The 18,672-nt window shown below is 61.4% G+C and carries 12 protein-coding genes; 7 read left to right on the top strand and 5 right to left on the bottom strand.

Annotated features, from left to right (window positions below):
• Positions 1–320: 320 nt before the first annotated feature.
• Positions 321–848, bottom strand: coding sequence for a mismatch-specific DNA-glycosylase (locus tag QM647_RS15850; protein ID WP_414996520.1), 528 nt, complete (start codon positions 846–848; stop codon positions 321–323).
• A complete protein-coding gene (locus QM647_RS15845) occupies positions 848–2,749 on the bottom strand; it encodes a S9 family peptidase (protein ID WP_414996519.1) in 1,902 nt (633 codons plus the stop codon). Before QM647_RS15845 ends, QM647_RS15850 begins: the two co-directional genes overlap by 1 nt.
• 529 nt (positions 2,750–3,278) lie before the next feature.
• Between QM647_RS15845 and QM647_RS15840 the strand changes: the two genes are divergently transcribed.
• The 7 genes from QM647_RS15840 (at position 3,279) to QM647_RS15810 (ending at position 12,970) form a co-directional block, all read left to right on the top strand.
• Entirely contained in the window at positions 3,279–4,886 is a 1,608-nt protein-coding gene (locus tag QM647_RS15840; protein WP_414996518.1) for a sodium:solute symporter family transporter, read from the top strand.
• 209 nt (positions 4,887–5,095) lie between these two features.
• Positions 5,096–6,010, top strand: a complete 915-nt coding sequence (locus tag QM647_RS15835; protein WP_414996517.1) for a BadF/BadG/BcrA/BcrD ATPase family protein — start codon at positions 5,096–5,098, stop codon at positions 6,008–6,010.
• Positions 6,007–6,777, top strand: a complete 771-nt coding sequence (locus QM647_RS15830) for a copper homeostasis protein CutC (protein WP_414996516.1) — start codon at positions 6,007–6,009, stop codon at positions 6,775–6,777. The genes QM647_RS15835 and QM647_RS15830 overlap by 4 nt, the downstream gene beginning before the upstream one ends.
• A 20-nt stretch (positions 6,778–6,797) precedes the next feature.
• Positions 6,798–7,538 (top strand): GntR family transcriptional regulator, encoded by a 741-nt coding sequence (locus QM647_RS15825; protein WP_414996515.1) that lies wholly within the window; start codon positions 6,798–6,800, stop codon positions 7,536–7,538.
• 190 nt (positions 7,539–7,728) lie between these two features.
• Positions 7,729–8,457 carry a GntR family transcriptional regulator gene (locus QM647_RS15820; RefSeq protein WP_414996514.1) on the top strand — a complete coding sequence of 243 codons (729 nt, stop codon included), beginning with the start codon at positions 7,729–7,731 and terminating at the stop codon, positions 8,455–8,457.
• Between the two features lie 191 nt (positions 8,458–8,648).
• Positions 8,649–10,736 carry an alpha-L-fucosidase gene (locus QM647_RS15815; protein ID WP_414996513.1) on the top strand — a complete coding sequence of 696 codons (2,088 nt, stop codon included), beginning with the start codon at positions 8,649–8,651 and terminating at the stop codon, positions 10,734–10,736.
• A 17-nt stretch (positions 10,737–10,753) separates the two neighbouring features.
• Positions 10,754–12,970 carry an endo-beta-N-acetylglucosaminidase gene (locus tag QM647_RS15810; RefSeq protein ID WP_414996512.1) on the top strand — a complete coding sequence of 739 codons (2,217 nt, stop codon included), beginning with the start codon at positions 10,754–10,756 and terminating at the stop codon, positions 12,968–12,970.
• Positions 12,971–12,976: 6 nt separating this feature from the next.
• Here QM647_RS15810 and QM647_RS15805 read toward each other — a convergent pair whose 3' ends face one another.
• The 3 genes from QM647_RS15805 to QM647_RS15795 form a co-directional block, all read right to left on the bottom strand.
• Positions 12,977–16,429, bottom strand: a complete 3,453-nt coding sequence (locus QM647_RS15805) for a malectin domain-containing carbohydrate-binding protein (protein WP_414996511.1) — start codon at positions 16,427–16,429, stop codon at positions 12,977–12,979.
• A gap of 76 nt (positions 16,430–16,505) precedes the next feature.
• Positions 16,506–17,768, bottom strand: a complete 1,263-nt coding sequence (gene manD / locus QM647_RS15800) for a D-mannonate dehydratase ManD (RefSeq protein WP_414996510.1) — start codon at positions 17,766–17,768, stop codon at positions 16,506–16,508.
• An 84-nt stretch (positions 17,769–17,852) separates the two neighbouring features.
• Complete coding sequence (locus QM647_RS15795) at positions 17,853–18,614, bottom strand: FadR/GntR family transcriptional regulator (RefSeq protein WP_414996509.1); 762 nt, start codon at positions 18,612–18,614, stop codon at positions 17,853–17,855.
• Positions 18,615–18,672: the final 58 nt, after the last annotated feature.

Raw genomic sequence — 18,672 nt, 5'->3', positions numbered from 1 at the left:
CGATACCGGCCAACATTTCAGTATCGTATCTCCCGTGTCGGGCGGCTGGACACTGATCTTCGACTCCAGCGAAGGCCTGCCCCTTTAGCAGACAACAACCAGCGAGGTTGGCTGGCGATATTGTCGCGGCAGGATCGGGTTTCTGCCACGCGCTCTATCATTATGACGACGCAGCTATAAGTCCTTCAAATCAGTAAAATAGACAAGAGGGTCCTGCCAATAATTGTCGTCTGGCGAAGCAACCGGGTCGTCCTGCCAGCCCACATAAGTGATGGAACACCTATCGGGGGATCGCACACCGACCTAGGCTCCTCGCCGACTCAGGTGATGCCATTTACAGCATCGGCCAGGCCCTGCCAGGTCGCCTGGTCCCAGAATATGCGCGCCTGCCCGGAGGGTGATGGCAGAACAAAGATGCGTGTATTACCAACCGTTTCCGGCTGAAAACCCAGCGGCAGGGCCCCGGTCGGTTTGCCGAGAAAAACACTCGCGCCGGTCTTGCTGGTAAAGGCGAGAACCTCAGGCTGAAAGCGTTCGATCTTGGCGCGCAAAGCGAGCGTATCGAAGGCATCGGCCGGCAACTGGTTGTCATTGCCGAAATACCCCTTGCTGAGGTCGGTCAGGCCGATGCCGTAATCCAGAAGCCTTGCATAGTCTTCCGGCGCCAGCCGTTCAGGCGTGAGGCCGGTATTGTGCAGGGTCCGCCAGAAGAAATTGCCGGGATTGGCATAATAAGCCCGGCGCTCGGCAGAGACCCGGCCCAGGGCAGTGCCACAGAAAACCACCTTCAGGCCCGGCGTCAGCAGGTCGGGCACATGGTCTTCCGGCAGGGCGCCGAACCGTTCCATTACTTCAGGTATTTGTCGAACCAGCCCACCGTCCGGCTCTTCAGGTCGCTGATGTGTTCGGGCTTGCGGATACCATGGCCCTCGCCTTCATAGATAACCAGCGAGACCGGCACGCCCTGCGCCTTCAGGCCATGCCACATCTCCATGGACTGGACCGGGGGGCATTCGACATCGCGTTCGCCGACATAGATGAAGGTCGGCGTCACCGCGTCCTTGATATAGCGGATCGGCGACAGCTTGTCGTAGATTGCCGGATCGTCATAGGCCGAGGCGCCGAAGAACGGGATCATCCACTGGTCAATGCCGTTCTGACCGTAATAGCTGATCCAGTTGGCGATACCGGCGCCGGCCACGGCGGCCTTGAAACGCTTGGAATGGGTTACAGTCCACATGGTCATGAAGCCACCATAGGAATGGCCGAAGATGCCGAGGCGATTGTCGTCGACTGGTGTGATTTTTTCCACAGCGTCGATGCCGCCGAGGATATCCCCGAGGTCCGCCCCACCAAAATCGCGCTTATTGGCTTGGGTGAAGGCCTCACCCTGGCCGTAGGAGCCACGCGGATTGGGCTGGAAGACATAATAGCCGGCTTCAAGCAGGTCATAGATCGAGCCTGAGGCCGTAAAACGCGGCGTCACCGCCGAGGCCGGACCGCCATGGACGACCGTCACCATCGGATAGGTCTTGCCGTCCTCGATCTTGGCCGGCGTCATCAGCCAGCCCTGGACCTCGTAGCCGTCATGCGTCCAGCTCACGCTTTTGGCAGTAAAGGTGACCGAAACGCCATCATTGTCATGTGTCACCGGCAGCAGCTTGTCGGGCACACCTATGGTAATGCGCGGGGCAGTCGTGAAGCTCTCGGTCACGGCCGCGGCCATCTTGCCATCGGCCGAGAGCGAAACCCGCCCGTCACCCGCTGAGGTCGACACCGCATCCTGCGACAGCACCGTCACGCCCTTGACCGGATCTATATGCGCCAGGCCGGTATCGCCGCCAACGATCATCGAGGCCAAAATACCGGTCTTCGTCACCGACAGGCTGGTAAAGCTCGCCTTGTAGCCTGGCGTCAGGTTCTGTGGCTCACCGCCCGCCAGCGGCACCGAGAAGACGTCACCACCAATGGCACCGAAGTCGCTCATCAGCCCGCCGATGAACAGCACGCTCTTGCCGTCCGGCGACACCTTGGGCATGTTTATCTGCATTTTCGGCGCGGCAATGACACGCTCCGAGCCATCGCGGCCAAAGGCCTCCAGCTTCGCCGTCCACCAGTTGTTGTCGCCATCACCCTTGGCGGCCGTGGCGACGAAACCGGTCCCGTCCGGGGTCCAGTCATATTCGTAGACCCAGGTATCGCCCGGAGACACAAGGCTGAACTCGCCGCTCGCGGCGGATACGGTGGCGATGCGCTGCTCGTCGATCGACCCGGCCACGCCGATCTCACCGACCAGGGCTGCGCCGGCCTGGGTGGCGCCGGTTTCCTTATGCGCATCTGGCACGACCAGCAGCGCGATCGTCTGGCCATCGGGCGACCAGCGCGGCCGGCCGGCCGTACCCTTAATCGTGGTGACCACCTTAGCCGTCTGTCCCTCCAGCACGTAAAGCGCCGTCACGCCGGTCTTGCGATCGGAACCCAGGAAGGCCAGCTTGCGGCTGTCCGGCGACCAGGCGAAGGCATCGTAGCGGCAATCTGCGCATGGATCATTGCTGCCGATCACGCTCCCCTTGCCGTCGCGCAAGGTGATCACCGCATGGGGCAGGCTCACCGCACCGATCTGAACCGCCGACTCGAAAGTGGCGATAGTCTTGCCGTCGGGCGACAGGGCCAGTCCGTCATACTTATGCAGAGGGGGGGCATCGCCCGAGAGACTAGCGGCGATAGCAAGGGCGGCGACGAGGCTCATGAGATACTCCGAATGACGATGTGCCGGACCATAATCAGACTACGGATAGTTTCAAGCGATATCGACGCCCGCCTGTTCGACCCGGGTTAAAGCGGAATAAAAACTGCCGGCATCGACCGTCCCGCCGCTGGTATCTTCGGCTGAATTGAAGTGTACACCGCGCCCTGGGTTAGGCCAAAGCCTGCGCCCACTCGATCCGGCCATTTATGAATCACAGCGATGGTGAGACATGGGACATGCAGCCCCGCCATGTCATCCTGCAAGGTCAGAGTTTCCGGCGCCCAGTCGCCGCCACCATGGGCAGCAGACCATTGACGACCGCATCGATATGCGGACTCGCTGGTGTTTCCGCAATAGCGGACAGGCCATTATCAGGGCCAACAGGCCAGTCAGTCTCTATTTCACCCTACCCTCCATGGTTGTTGCCTACCGTATGCCGATGAAAGACTAGCGGTCAATAACCGGTAGGCTTGCAGCGCGCGCGAATTGCGCTAGGCTGCCCGTAACGACATATGGGGAAACGGACATCATGCCTCTGGCGCACTCCTTGAGCTGGCTGGACCTGGCCGTCTTTGGCGGCTATCTCATAGGCTTGCTGGCGCTTGGCATTCATGACCGCCGCCGACAACTGAAAGCGCGCGAGCATTTTCTGGCCGGCAATTCGGCCTCATGGCCGCGCATCGGCTTCGCGCTCTATGCCTCTACCATTTCGGCCACCTCGCTGGTCGGCCTGACCGGTGCCGCCTATTCGCACGGCATTTCCGTCTTCAATTACGAATGGATGGCGGCGGTCGTCCTGACCATCTTCTGCGCCTTTGTCCTGCCGACCTATATCAAGTCCCAGGTCTTCACCGTGCCGGAGTTCCTCGAACTGCGTTACGGCAAGTTCGTGCGCACCTATGTCTCAGCTCTCTCCATCGTGCTAGGCGTCTTTCTCGACGCTGCGGGCGGGCTGTTCGCTGGCGCCGTCCTCTTCCAGATTCTGGTGCCGGACTGGCCGCTATGGCAGGTCTGTACCCTGCTGGCCGTGCTCTCCGGCGGCTTCCTGCTGGCTGGCGGGCTGCGCGCCGTCCTGATGGTGGAGGGCATCCAGGGCCTGGTCATGGTCATCGTCACCTCCGGCATCGCCTTCTTTACCTTCCGCGCCGTCGGCAATGGGGATGTGCTGGCCGGTTGGTCGCAGATGATGAACCGCCTCGATCCGGCTCACCTGAAACTGGTCATGCCGGCCAGTGATCCCGATATGCCGTGGACCGGCCTTCTGACCGGCGTGCCCCTGATCGGTTTCTATTTCTGGTGCACCAACCAGATCATGGTGCAGCGCGTTCTGGCGGCCAGATCGCTCGATCATGGCCGCTGGGGCTCGCTAATGGGCGGGGCGCTCAAACTAACCAACCTCTTCCTGGTCATCCTGCCCGGTGCCGCGGCCCTGCTGCTCTTTCCCAATCTGCCCCAACCCGACCGCGTCTTTTCGCATATCGTTTTCGATATCATGCCGTCAGGCCTGGTCGGTCTGATCGTTGCCGCCTGCCTGATCTCAATTCTGGCCAACCTGTCGGGCATCTACAACTCGACTTCTACCCTACTCACCATGGATTTCGTGCGCCGCTTGAGGCCCGGAATGACGGATGCGCAGCTCATCCGCACCGGGCAGGTCATCACGGTCCTGGTCATGGTGATTTCCGTACTGTGGACACCGCAGATCGTCCATTTCCAGGATACGTTGTGGAAATACCTGCAGGCGGTGCTGTGCTATTTCGTACCGCCTATCGCCGCTGTCTTCCTTGCCGGCCTTTTTATCAAACGCGTCAACCGGGCGGGGGCGGCGGCTGGATTGATTGTGGGAACGGCCTCAAGTCTGGTCCTGTTTATCGACGCCTTCGCCTTCCACGTTTTTCCGATCCACTTCCTCGTCGCGGCCGTGTTGATTTTCGCCATTGCCCTGGCCGCGCTTCTTATCGGCAGCCTGACGGCGCCGGCGCCCGATCCGGCCGTCATTGCCCCCCTGATGTTTGCGAAGGATATCTGGCGGGTGGAAACGGCACATCTGAAAACGGTGAAGTGGTATCAGAACTACCGCTACCTCTCGATTGCCCTCTTGCTGCTGACCGGTGCGGTCGTTCTGTGGTTTGCCTAAACAGTACAGCCTCTATTGGGTACGGCTCGGAGCGCCTCATACCACCCTTTCGCAACGCATCATTTTTTAAATCCGAGAAGGTTTTTATAGACAAATCGCTCAATTCGCTATTATTTGATATGACAACATTGTATATTGGTCAGCATTAATGCCTTTCGGCATGTGTGCCTTGCCCGTCCCTCACCTTCATGAAGTCAAAACCTACTGTAATGACTGATACCTTTTCGCCTACCTATCTGATCGGCATTGATGGCGGCGGCACCTGCTGCCGGGCACGGTTACAAGATACCAAGGGTCGGACACTGGGCGAATCGACGAGCGGGCCGGCCAATATCCGCCTGGGGCTAGATGTCGCGTGGGCGAATATCATGACGTCTATTGATGGGGCGCTTGGCGCCGCCGCGCTGAACCGTGACATTCTGGCCAAAACGGCGCTCGGCCTGGGCCTGGCAGGTGTAGTAACGCCGGACGATTGCACTCGCACCGCGCGCGCCTGCCCCGTTGCCTTTGGTCGCATCTGCGCCGCCGCCGATTATCACGTCGCCTGTTTCGGTGCCTTTGGCGGCGCGGACGGCGCGATCCAGATCGCCGGCACCGGCAGCTCCGGCTATGCCATTGTCGGCGGCGAGGGCCAGCCTGTCGGCGGCTGGGGTTTCCTGCTGTCTGAAAAAGGCTCCGCTGCCGCAATAGGCCGTGACGCCATTCGCGCCGCTCTGGAGGCCCATGACGGCTTGGCAATACGCACCCCCCTGACCGAAGCCATTATCGTCCGGTTTGGCACGCCAGCCGCCATAATCGACTGGTCGGAAACGGCTCGCCCAAGCGATTACGGCGCGCTATCCCCGTTGGTTTTCGAATTTGCTGACGAAGGCGACGCGGTGGCGCAAGGCCTGGTCCGGCAGGTGGCGGCCGATCTCGACCGTTTCATCGCGCATCTGACCGGTTTAGGCGCCCCTAAGGTCTGCCTCACTGGCGGTCTGGCCCCGCACATCCTGCCTTGGTTGTCTGAAAGCACGATCGACCGCCTCGCCCAACCCCAAATGGATATACTCGACGGCGCTATTCTGATGGCGCACCAGGGGGATGCCGCATCCATTGCCTTGCGTTCGGGGGCGCCCGTATGACCCGCCCTGTGCTGCTTGAAATCTGCGTCGATACCGCTGAGGGACTAGAAATTGCCGCCAGGCATGGCGCTGACCGCATCGAATTGTGCGCCAGCCTGGGCATCGGTGGCTTGACACCCAGCCTGGGCATGATGCGGCTGTCGGCCGCCATAAACCGGCCGACGCGCGTCATGATCCGTCCACGCCAAGGCGATTTCACCTACAGTCCCGCCGAACTGGAAATGATGCGCCATGATATTGACGCCGTCGCTGAAACCGGCCTGGAAGGGGTAGTGTTGGGCGCCAATACGGAGACCGGCGAACTCGATGCCGCCGCCCTGGCCGAACTGACGGCGCATGCCAAGGCAGCCGGTTTGAAAGTCACCCTGCATCGCAGTTTCGACCTGGTGCCTGATCCGCTGGCGGCCCTGGCCTTGGCTCGCCGGCTCGAGATCGATTCGATCCTGACCTCCGGCTGCGCGCAATCCGCCATCGAAGGTACGCAGGTCATCGCTCGTCTGGTCGAGGCCGTGCGCACCGAACCCGGCAATCCGATTGAGATCATGGCCGGTGTCGGCGTCAGCCATCGCACGGTTGGCGAGATCCTGCGCCGCACCCACGTCACCGCTGTCCATGGTTCGTGCAGCCGCGTTGCCGCACAGCCTGACAACGATGCGGTGCGCTTCGGTTTTGCCGTGCCCGGCCATCGTCGTACGGATGTCACACTCGTCACGCAATTACGCCTGGCCCTGGCCCAGACACCCGACTGGGCCGTAGGCGCCAAGTAACGGTAAGGAGAAGTTCGCAAATGTCGTTTTTCTCGGTCATTCCCGCCTTCAAGGCGCATCACGGCCCGCTCTATATCCAGCTTGAGCGCATTCTGCGCGAAGCCATTCTCGATGGCTCCCTGACTCAGAGCGAGCCCCTGCCGACCGAGCGCGAACTGGCCGAGCGTTACAACATCTCGCGCATTACCGTGCGCAAGGCCCTGACGGATCTGCAGCGCGAAGGCCTCCTGACACGCCGCCGCGGCGCCGGCACCTTCGTGGCACCGCGCGAGGAACGCCGCTTTTCGGGCCTGCCCTCCTTCAGCGCTGATGTCCTGGCGGGCGGGCGCACGACGCACAGCGCCTGGGTCGAGCGCGAAATCGATGGGGTTTCGGCCGATGAATCCATGCAACTCGGCCTGGCGCCGGGAGCGCAGGTCCACCGACTGAAACGCCTGCGCTATACAGATGATACGCCGGTGGCCATCGAGCTGTCGGTCGTGCCGCACTACTGCACCCTGGGCGAACTGGACGCCGACGAGTCACTTTATGCGGCGCTTCAGGCGGGCGGCACACCGGTCGTCCGCGCCCTGCAGCGCTTACGCGCCGTCGCCCTGACGCCGGAAGAGGCCGAACTGCTGAAGGTGGAGGCGGGTTCGCCTGGCCTTTACGTCGAACGGCGGGGCTTCCTGCGCGATGGCCGCACGGCCGAACTGACCCGCGCCTGGTACCGTGGCGACGCCTCCGACCTCATCGCTGAAATCGCCGTCCCGCAAGCCTGAAAACGTTCAAATACAGTCTGACTCTGCTGCCACTCCGTGACGGCAGCGGCTTTCGCTTGCGTCAATATTGGATTTGACGGCACAATACCAATACCATATATAAAAAATCGCAGTTGTACGTTTTGTTATTACAAGTCTGCCATCATGCGCTAACCTATCAGTAAGTTCAGTCGGGGGAATGGCAGGACACATGGCTCCAGCGAAGCAGACAGCGGTCAAATCCGAAAGCCTTTATCTGCAATTGCAGAATTCCCTGCGCGAGGCGATCACCAGCCGCAAGCTGTCGCCCAACGACGCCATCCCTACGGAACGCGAACTGGCCGAGGAATTCAACGTCTCGCGCATCACCGTCCGCAAGGCGGTGGACGGTCTCGTCTATGAAGGCCTGCTGACGCGCCGCCAAGGCGCCGGCACCTTTGTCGCCACGCGCGTCGAGAAAAGCTATTCGAAAATGACCTCGTTCACCGAGGACATGCAATCGCGCGGCCGTGTGCCGAGCAGCAAATGGCTGTCGAAAACCGCCGGCCTGGTCAATCCGGAAGAGTCCCTGTCGATGGGCCTGTCGCCCGGCACGCTCGTCTATCGCTTCAACCGCATGCGCTTCGCCGACGGTACCTCGATGGGACTCGATTACGCCACCGTGCCGGGCGATTGCCTGCCTTCGCTCGAGGCGGTCGAGGATTCGCTTTACGAGGCGCTGGAACGCTTCGGCACCCGCCCGGTCCGCGCCCTGCAGCGCCTGCGCGCCGTGGCTTTCAATGCCGAACAGGCCAAACTGCTGGACATCCCGACAGGCTCGCCCGGCCTGCTGATCGAACGGCGCGGCTTCCTGGCTGATGGCCGCCCGGCCGAATTCACACAATCCTATTATCGTGGCGATGCCTACGACCTGATGTCCGAGCTGAGCCACAATCCGTAAACCCTCAAGACTTTTTTATCAGGAAAAGTATTTTTACCGTTGCCAATCCACGAAGTGGATATAAAGTTGTCATGACCAATGACAAGCGGTTTGGGTTGGAAGCGTTCCGTTCAATGATGATTAGCGCGAGGCTGATTTGCGGCCGCTAATCGACCATACCCGCCGCTTCAAGACTGACGGAAGGAACGGATATGACCGCATCGACACGCCGTGGGCTTCTCCTGAGCGGAGCGGGACTGGGTTTGACGGCAATGCCGGCCATGGCAGCCAGTCAGACGGGCCCGGCCGCTCATGGCGCGACCCCTGCCCCACGTCAACTTGCCTGGCATAAGCGTCAGGCCTATGCGTTTGTTCATTTCACCATCAATACCTTCACGGACCGCGAATGGGGCTATGGCGACGAATCCGTCTCCCTCTTCAACCCTACCGATTTCAGCGCCGATCAGATCGTCGAGGCGGCAAAATCCGGCGGACTGAAGGCGATCATCCTGACCGCCAAGCACCATGACGGCTTCTGCCTGTGGCCGAGCCGCTATACAGAGCATTCGGTCAAATATAGTCCTTACAAGGACGGCAAGGGTGATATCGTGCGCGAAATGTCCGAGGCTTGCCGCCGTCACGGACTCGAGTTCGGGCTCTACCTCTCACCTTGGGACCGCAACCACGCCGAATACGGCCGGCCCGCCTATGTCGAATACTACCACAACCAGCTTCAGGAGCTGACCACCCAGTACGGCCCGCTGGTCGAGGTCTGGTTCGACGGCGCTAACGGCGGCGACGGTTATTATGGCGGGGCGCGTGAACGGCGCAAGATCGATGGTCACACCTATTATCAGTGGGATAAGGTGCGCGAGATCGTACGTAAAAACCAGCCCAATGCCGTCATGTTCGCCGATTCCGACATGGATGTCCGCTGGGTCGGTAATGAGGAAGGCATAGCCGGCGATCCGTGCTGGCCGACCTGGGATTACACCACGCCCTACAGCCTGGAAAAGGCCAATGCCGGCGTGCGCGGCGGACCGATCTGGAACCCGGCCGAGGTCGACGTCTCCATTCGTCCCGGCTGGTTCTGGCACGCCGATGAAGCCCCTCGCACGCCGGCCAACCTTTTGAACCTGTGGTTTGTTTCCGTCGGACGCGGTGGCAATCTGTTGCTCAATATCGCGCCTGATCGTCGCGGCCGAATTCCGGATGAGGACGTAGCTTCCCTTAAAGCATGGAAGGCGATCCGCGACCAGGGCTCCGCCACCAATCTGGCGGCCGGCGCTACCGTTACGGCTTCGAGCGAACGGGGACGCGCCTATGCTCCAAAGAACGCCCTATCGCAGACCACCGCCTGGGCGGCCCGCTCCGGCGATCGCGCCGGCGCCTGGCTGCAGCTTGATCTGCCCAAACCCGTCACCTTCGATGTCATCCGTCTTGCGGAAGACATCACCAAAGGCGTGCGGGTCGATGACTATGCTGTCGATATTAAAGATGCCAGCCAGTGGCGCGAAATCGCCCGCCATACCGCCATCGGCTATGAACGCCTGATCCGCCTCGATCAACCGGTGAGCGCCAAGGCTGTGCGCCTGCGCATTATCAGCGCCGCCGCCGCCCCGGTTATCCGCAATATCGGCCTGTTCCGGTTGCCAGATATCCTGGAAGAACCCGCCATCCGCCGCGATGCGCAAGGCCTGGTGACGCTCAAAAGCCCGGCAGAGGGACTGGAGGTGCGTTACACACTCGATGGCTCGCAGCCCTCTGCTGCCTCCCTCCTTTACTCCACACCGTTTGCCCTGCCCGACACAGGTACAGTCAAGGCAGTGACTCGCCGGGCCGCCACCGGCATCATGAGTACCGTTGTCACGCGTGAGTTCGATGTTTCGCCGGCCCGTTGGAGGGTTGTTTCCAGCAATGGCGAGAACGCAACCGACCTGCTGGCGGGCGGCAAGTTTATCGGTCCTGTCGGCGAGCCCGTGGAAATCGTACTAGATCTGGCACAGGTTTACACCCTGACCGGCTTTACGGTTAAACCCGTCGGTCAGAATCTGACGGTTGATGAAATCACGCGGATGGGACCACCCGCCGGCTATGAGCTGTGGCTCAGCAATGATGGCCAGAACTGGAACACACCCGTCGCCACAGGTGAATTCTCCAATATCGCCGCCAGCCGTGCCGAGCAGAAGATCCGCTTCGATGCGCCCCATGCCGGGCGCTTCCTGCGCCTGCGCCTGCCGCGCGCCGTGCAGGACAAGTCGATCATCATGATCGGCGGCCTCGGTATTCTCACCCGCTAATTTCAGAGTCATATTTCATGTCCGTTTCCCCGTCCCGCCGCCAGTTCCTCACCTTGACCACCGCCGCGACAGCCGCCGCCTTTGCCCCCGCCAGCCTGAGCCTGGCCCAGACACCAAAAGGCATTGCTCCCACATATCCTTTAAGCGGCGTCGACATCTGGGATGCCTTCAAGGCCTATGATCCGGAAACCAATCCGGATGCCCCCTTCTTCCGTTCGAAAGTCAAACGCGCCACCCGGGTAGCGCCCTTTGCCGCCACGCAAGCGCATCCGGAACTGAAACCGGACGTGCCTGGCGGCACGCTTCTGGCTGCCTACCTCACCCTTTCCGGACCAGACGAAGACCTCAACCGTACGCGCTACGAGACCGGTGCGCGCAGCCGCGTCCATGTTGAGCGCGCTTGGCAGTACCAAGATGTGGTGGTGGCATGGAACACGACCGGCCTCGTGCCTAATGCCGCCTTGATCGACGCCGTTCACCGCAATGGCGCGCGCATCCTCGGCACGATGTTCCAGCCCGACAAGCGCCTGTTCGACGGTTCGGACCTGCCGCGCGAGACGGTGGCTGTCAAGCTGGTTGGCCTCGCCAAGTACTTCGGTTTCGATGGCTATTTCGTCAATTTTGAGAGCTACACGCCGGAAGACGCCCGCGCCGTCCAGGATCTCATTGGCCTGATGCAGGTCGAGGCCGCGAAGCAGGGGCTGAGCGATTTTCATATCCAGTATTACAACGGCTATACCGATGCCCGCGCCGTATGGCCGGGCTCGCCCCATGTCGACGGCACCGCGCGCGAAGCCGGTGCGCCGCGCGCCAATTCGATGATGATCGATCAGGGCTGGAGCCATTACGGCCTGACCCGCGGCTGCTGCTCTGGCCTGCCGCTGGATGCCCTGCCCTTGCCGACCGATCTCGGCCAAAGCTACGATCCGATGCAGGTCTATTACGGTCTGCAGCTCTATCCTGGCCCCGGTTATCTCGGCCTGGTCGCTCCCACGGTCATCTCGCCCAACAGTGGCGAAAAGACGCTCGGCGGCCTTCAGGTCTATAGCGCCGAGGATGGACTGCGAAAGATGCGCCGTGCCAGGCTCGACCAGCTCCAGGCCACGACCAGCCTGTCGGTACAGGACAAGGAAGACCTGGCCGATCTGACCGATCCGCAGCGCACACGCGCCTCGTGGTATCGCTTGCACGACCGCTTCTGGTCTGGCCAGTCGGGCAATCCGGCGCGCAATAACACGCCGACAGCCGAACAGGCGGCCATCTACGGTCCGGCGGACGTGAAAAAGGTCTATACGGATTACGAAGCGCCCGGCAAGCCAACCGACCAGCTCCGCCTGCCGATCACTTACGGCGTGGCCAACTTCATTGCCGAGCGTTCGATGATCGGCACACTGCCTTTCGTTACCCGCTTCAACACCGGTGAAGGCGATCGTTTCTTCCGCGAAGGTGTCGAGGTGTCGTCCCTGCCGTGGTTCAATCTCGGCATCCAGGACGTGCTGCCGACCTGGACCTGGTGGACCAAGCCCCTACATGGCGGCTTTGATAGGGATCAAGATACGGCCGGTCTGCTCACCGTCGATTACGATTTCGACGATGCCTGGGATGGCGGTGCCTCGTTGCACATTTCCGGCACGCTCGCCGCCGAAAACGCCACCGAGGTCCGCCTCTATAAGACGAAACTGCCGATCGCCAAAGACACCACGCTCGGCCTGATCCTCAAGGGCGGACAGACCGGTCATCTCTCGGTCGGCCTCATCTTCGAGGAGGCACCGGAGGTCACCGAATGGATCAGCGTCAAGGGCACCGCAAAGACCTGGCATCGCTGGCAGCAATCGCTGCGACCCTATGCCGGCCGCACACTGGCCGCGATCTCGCTTGCTGTCGAGGCGGAAAAATCCGCGAAACCCTACAGCCTGCATATCGGGCAACTGTCCCTGACCGATGGCGGCAAGGCGACCGTCGCGCCCCCCGCCGATTTCCGCGTAATCGCCAGTCGCATCGCGGCTGACGGCCAGTCGGCCGAGTTGCGCCTGGGCTGGACGTTCGACCCGGCCGTCAGCCATTACGATCTCTATGACGACAAGGCCTGGCTTGGCCGCATCTCCGGCGATGCCTACTATGTCAGCGCCCTGCCGCGCCCGAAAGGCCAGCCGCAAAGCCGTCTCTCGCTGATCCCGGTCACGCCGGACGGCACAAGCCAATCCCCAGCCAGGGTCGTTTTCGACTGGGCATAGCCCGGCTTACTGCACCTTCAGCGAATCCAGGCGCAGGTCGTTGCCAGCGGTCAGTTTGAGCGTGTAGGTGCCGGCATTGACAAGAGTCGGCGTCTCCACGCTTGCCTCCTGCCAGGCCCCGGCCTCACCCGCCGGCAGATCAAGCGGTATCTCGGCATCGACAATGCCGCTCTCATTGGTCAAGGTCAGCTGCCCGGTCAGGGCGCCCTGGTAACGCAGCCGGAAACCGTGCTTGGCCGCAGCACCAAAGCTGATTGACCAGGTCAGGGTCGCGTCCGGCTGTGTCGCGACATAGCCCTGTCCGCCATAGCCCTTCAGATCGGACGCCACAACGGCCCTGTCGAGCTTCGCGGCTTCCGCCTCATAAAGTCCGACTGTTTTGGACAAGCTGAACACACCCGGCGCGTACGGAGACGGCAGATGGCGCCGAACCAGCACCGGCCCCTCCACCGTCACCGCCTCGCCGGCAGTAGCGCGGCGCGTGGCAAAACGCACCTCTCCCCCGCCCGTCCCAAGCCACAAGGCCTTGAGCGGGGTATCCGACCAACCCGAAGGCGTGATATCCGCCGCACGGAGCGGCAAATAAAGATCGCTGTCCAGGCGTGTATGAAAAGCCCCTGACGCGCTGTCGCTATCGAGCAGTTCCGCCGGCAGCCGGCTCCAGCTCAGATCGCCCTGACCCACGCGGTCACCATTATCGAGGAAACTACGCGCCTGCGGAGCGGCGATCAGGTCGGTGCCGTCAGACGTGTGCGTGACGCCTTTTCCGGCGGTGCGGATGGCGATAGCGGAAATCACCGCCTGTCCGGCGGCCACACGCGGGAAGCTTATCACGATCCGCCCGTCAACCGACGCCGCCCTGACAACGGTTTTCACGGCATGTTCGAAACCGGCGGTCTTGTAGAGATCGATATCCTTAAGCAAGGTCCGGCCGTTGACCGCTACATCGAACAGCCGCCAGCCGGTGGCATCAATGCCGGTGCGGCCATACCAGGGCTCCACGAAATAGAGCTCGATCTCATAATCACCTTTCGGCGCGGCAAAGCTGTAACTCAGGCGCTCGCGGCCAAAGCGATAGGTGTTGAACAGGCCCTGTTCCGCTGTGCCCTCTATGGCATCGTATTGCACCCGGCGGCTGCCAAGCGCGGGATCGAGATCGGGATAGGCGTCGGCCCAGCTGGTCCAGCCCCAGGCCGCCCCGCTTATCAGGTGACGATCGCCCAACCAGAGCTGACCATCCCCATCTGTATAGTCCGGACCGCCAGCATTGATGCGATAAAGATAGCTGGTGTCTGCCACACCCTTGGTGATGTCGGTTTGGTCCGTCACTAGCGAGACGGCGTCAGGCGCTGGCGGCAGATTACCAAGCGTCACCACATCCCGCGTCACGGTCTTGCCACCGACCATACAGGATGCCGACAGGGCATTATAGCGGATATCGACCGCATCCCACACTAGCGGCCGCCCATCCGCGGACCTGTCCTTGACGCCCAGGGACAGTTTGCCGGTAATATCGTTGAACAGTTCCACGCGATCGCAATTGGAATAAACCTCGATGCCGGACTTAATACCCGGAGTAGTCCAGCGGTCCGGCCAGGTGTGCGACACGATATAGATCACGGGCGTCTGCGACACGGGAATCTGGCGGGCCCGGAGCAGATAATAGGCATCGAGCGGTTCGCCCCACAGTGTCATCAGCCCCTTGTTATTGGCGGGGCCGACATGCTCCAGCGGGCGGATGCCGTCGAAAATCTGCGTGCCGTCAATGCGCATCGGCCGGCCGGGGTTTTCGTGCGTATTGAGCAACCAGACAAAATCGCCGACGGTCTGATCGCTGACCGATCGCGCCAGCCGCGATTTGGTTTCGATGATCTGGCTCATCGTGTTTTCATCATAGACGCCGGACGCTGGATAGGGCTGCTCCGAATGCTGGCCCAGCGAACGCCAGGCGCCATATTCCCCGACCAGTCCCTGTTTTTTCAGTTCCTCACCGTATTTCTCCGGATCGCCGCCATAGGTGCCGGACCAGTTCTGCGGCACGTTCCAGTCAGATCCCTTGCCACCATTGCAGGTGACGATGAGGCGCTGAATCGAGGCGGTCGGATCGGCATCGCGGATCACCGCCATGGCCTCGGCAACAAAGTCTTCCGGCAGGATGCTTTCGTTTTGCAGCCCCCATAGGAAATTGGCGGGGTTGTTGCGGCGCTCGCGCACCCAGTCGGCCAGCAGGCTGAGGAAATTGGACCGGAACGCCGGTGTGTCGTTCCAGTTATGGGCGCTGAATTGCGGCCACCACAGCAGGCCTTCTTGTTCAAACAGGGTCTGATAACGCAGGTTGTGCGGATAGTGGGCGTCACGGAAGGCGTTGAAGCCGCCTGCCTTCACCTGTTCGACCCGGGCCCTTATCTCTTGCGGTGAAAACGCGTGTGACCCGCCCAGCAGGTGCTCGTATTCGGCGATGCCGTGAATGAAGACCGGCCGGCCATTGACCATCAGTTGCCGGCTGCCGTCGGCTTGGGTGGCGATTTCCAGATAGCGGATACCGTAGGGCGCCTCACTCTCGTCTATGACCTTGCCGTTTTCGGTCAGTCGCCCCCGCAGGGTGTAGAGATAGGGCGTTTCCGGCGACCAAAGATGCGGGCGGGCGATGGCAGGAAAGACCTGGTCGATCCTGGCCTTTTCACCGGCAGCAAGCTGGCTTGTCCGCATCGCACGGGCAACGACATGCCCCTCCTTGTCTACCAGCTCATTGACGAGTTGAAAGTCTCGCCGGCGGTCCGACAGATTTTCCAGCTCACTGCGCACAGTAAGCGTAGCGCTGTCGGCCGTGATCGTGTCCTTCGTGCCCCAGGCATAGAGGCCGAAGGGCTGCAGGCGCAGGGCAGACCTGACAATGACATGGACCGGCCGGAAAATTCCGAACGGTTGCGAGCCCTCGGCAAAGCCGTTGACCGGGCTGTCATCACCGGGCGCCCAAGGCAGGTCCTTGATGCCGGCCGGATTATCGACCCGCACCGCCAGCAGGTTCCGGCCTTTACGCACAGCCTTTGTAACATCGAGAGTGAAACTGGTCAGGCCGCCGCCGTGCTGTCCGACCGGCCGGCCGTTCAGCCAGATCGTGGCATAGGCATTAACGCCCTCGAACATCAGGAAGACATGTTCGTCACGTCCGTAAGCGGGAATATCGATGGCCTTGCGATACCAGGCAGTGCCGTGCAGGCTGCCATTGACCACCTGCCGAGCATAGGCATAACCCTGCCAGTTATGCGGCACCGATACCGCCGTCCAGCGTGAATCATCGAAATTCGGCGCCTGATAGGCGCCACTTTCACCGGCGTGGCCCGTCTCGTACAACGCCGACCGCCACGGGCCAGTGATTTCATGATCGGAAGCCGCCGCCGGGAAAGCCACCAGCAGTAACAGGATAAACAGACGCGCAAACAGGCGAGACGCCGACATCAGCCGTGACCCTTTCCACAACATGCCCGTTTGGCGATGCGGCGCGGATACGTGCCCGCGCCGTCATCCGTTTAGCTTACCAGTTCCACAGTGTGCCGTCCTGAAGACGGGCCACCGGCAATTGCATGGGCTGGTAGGGGTATTTAGCCGCCAGTGTCTCGTCGATATCGACGCCGTGGCCAGGCGTATCGCCGACCTTGAGATAACCATCGGCGAAGCTGTAATCGTGCGGGAAGACCGCATCGGTGGCTTCGGAGTGACGCATATATTCCTGAATGCCGAAATTAGGCACCCAGGTATCGAAATGCAGGGCTGCGCCCATGCACACGGGCGAGAGATCGGTGGCGCCGTGCGAACCGGTGCGCACCTGGTACATCGCCGCCAAATCAGCGATGCGGCGCAGATGGGTAATGCCACCCGCATGGACCACAGTGGTGCGAATATAGTCGATCAACTGGTTTTGGATCAGGTCCTTGCAGTCCCAGATGGTATTGAAGATCTCACCGACGGCCAGTGGCGTGGTGGTATGCTGGCGGATCAGTTTGAAGGCTTCCTGGTTTTCCGCCGGCGTGGCGTCTTCCATCCAGAACAGACGATAAGGTTCCAGATCCTTGCCCAGTCGCGCCGCCTCGATCGGGGTCAGGCGGTGATGAACATCGTGCAACAGTTCCACTTCGAAACCATAGGTGTCGCGCAGTTTTTCGAACAGCTTCGGCGCATGATTGAGATAGGCTGGCGTATTCCACAGGGTCTCTGTCGGCAGCGTCCCGTCGGCGGGTTCGTAATACATGTCGCCGCGGCCAACGCCATAAGCGCCCTTGACGCCGGGAATGCCAGACTGGGCGCGGATCGCGCGGTAGCCCATTTCCTTGTACCGGCCGACCTGCTCGACCGTATGTTCGATATCGGTGCCATTGGCATGGCCGTAGACCAGAACCCCGTCGCGCGAGCGCCCGCCCAGCAGCTGATAGAGCGGCATGCCCGCCAGCTTGGCCTTGATGTCCCAAAGAGCGGTGTCGACCGCGGCAATCGCCGACATGGTGACCGGCCCGCGCCGCCAGTAGGCGCCGCGATAGAGAAACTGCCAGATATCCTCGATACGCTGGGCGTCCCTGCCGATCAGGTTCGGGATCACGTGATCTTCGAGATAGGACACGACCGAGAGCTCACGACCATTCAGGGTGGCGTCACCGATGCCATATACGCCTTGATCCGTCTCGATCTTCAGGGTGACGAAGTTACGACCCGGCGATGTGACAATCACCTTGGCCGAACGAATGAGAACCGCCCCTGTATGAGCTTGCTCGCCCTGAATGGGCGCTATCTTATTGAGTTGCATAGGTTACTGACTTTTGTCTGATAAAGTTATCTGATTAATATACGCGTGCCCGATAAATGACAAGCCGGATTTCGACAATGATCCTCAACCGGCCAGACCAGCGCGACCGCGCAGGCGCGCCGTCTCGCGACGTACCCGGTTGATCGCGTCCATCTCGGTCACGACCAGCAGGTTTTCAATGACGCGCCCCAGGTGATCGCGCATGGCGTTGCGCGCCGCATCTGAATCGCGGGCGGAAATCGCGTCGACAATGGCGCGGTGATCATCGATCAGTGGCTTCACACCCGCCGAACGCGACCGCCGCAGCATTTCCATGGCCAGAGGCGAGCGCTCGCGCACCTGCCACAGCGTCTCAACCACCAGGACCAGGGCATCGTTCTGCGTGGCGCGCGCGATTCCCAGATGGAATTCGCGGTCGGCGGCCTCATCATGTGTCAGGGTTTCACCCTCATTGTTCTCATCGATCATCCGGCCTAGAATTGCTTCCAGTTCGGCGATTTCCTCATCGGTGGCCATACTGGCCGCCAGAGCCGCGGTTTCGCCCTCGACCACCCGGCGCGCCGCCGTCAGTTCGAAGGCGCCGATATCGAGTTCGTTGGTCGCCAGTCCGCCCGGCGGCGGGGCGGTGACATAGACACCAGACCCGCGCCGCGCCGAGACCAGACCTAAAATTTCCATACCGATCATGGCCTCTCGAATCGTCAGGCGGCTGACTTGAAACCGCTCCACCAGCACGCGCTCGGGCGGCAGGCGGTCGCCTTCGCGAAACCGTCCCTCGGCTATATCTGCCTGCAGGGCCGCGATGATATTCTGGTACAGCTTCTGGTTATCCGCCGCGATGGACATTCCGTCTCCACAGTTACGCTCAATTCAGGCACGCCGGTTGTCCAGTCGCACCTGAAAT

It is taken from the genome of Asticcacaulis sp. (assembly GCF_047605585.1).
In the GTDB taxonomy this organism is placed as follows: domain Bacteria; phylum Pseudomonadota; class Alphaproteobacteria; order Caulobacterales; family Caulobacteraceae; genus Asticcacaulis.
This window is presented reverse-complemented; position numbering and strand designations above follow the sequence as displayed.

Coding starts and splice junctions, on each gene's coding strand:
- QM647_RS15845 (WP_414996519.1), bottom strand. CDS start 2,749: ATGAGCCTCGTCGCCGCCCTTGCTATCGCCGCTAGTCTCTCGGGCGAT.
- QM647_RS15830 (WP_414996516.1), top strand. CDS start 6,007: ATGACCCGCCCTGTGCTGCTTGAAATCTGCGTCGATACCGCTGAGGGA.
- QM647_RS15835 (WP_414996517.1), top strand. CDS start 5,096: ATGACTGATACCTTTTCGCCTACCTATCTGATCGGCATTGATGGCGGC.
- manD (WP_414996510.1), bottom strand. CDS start 17,768: ATGCAACTCAATAAGATAGCGCCCATTCAGGGCGAGCAAGCTCATACA.
- QM647_RS15805 (WP_414996511.1), bottom strand. CDS start 16,429: ATGTCGGCGTCTCGCCTGTTTGCGCGTCTGTTTATCCTGTTACTGCTG.
- QM647_RS15815 (WP_414996513.1), top strand. CDS start 8,649: ATGACCGCATCGACACGCCGTGGGCTTCTCCTGAGCGGAGCGGGACTG.
- QM647_RS15825 (WP_414996515.1), top strand. CDS start 6,798: ATGTCGTTTTTCTCGGTCATTCCCGCCTTCAAGGCGCATCACGGCCCG.
- QM647_RS15810 (WP_414996512.1), top strand. CDS start 10,754: ATGTCCGTTTCCCCGTCCCGCCGCCAGTTCCTCACCTTGACCACCGCC.
- QM647_RS15795 (WP_414996509.1), bottom strand. CDS start 18,614: ATGTCCATCGCGGCGGATAACCAGAAGCTGTACCAGAATATCATCGCG.
- QM647_RS15850 (WP_414996520.1), bottom strand. CDS start 848: ATGGAACGGTTCGGCGCCCTGCCGGAAGACCATGTGCCCGACCTGCTG.
- QM647_RS15820 (WP_414996514.1), top strand. CDS start 7,729: ATGGCTCCAGCGAAGCAGACAGCGGTCAAATCCGAAAGCCTTTATCTG.
- QM647_RS15840 (WP_414996518.1), top strand. CDS start 3,279: ATGCCTCTGGCGCACTCCTTGAGCTGGCTGGACCTGGCCGTCTTTGGC.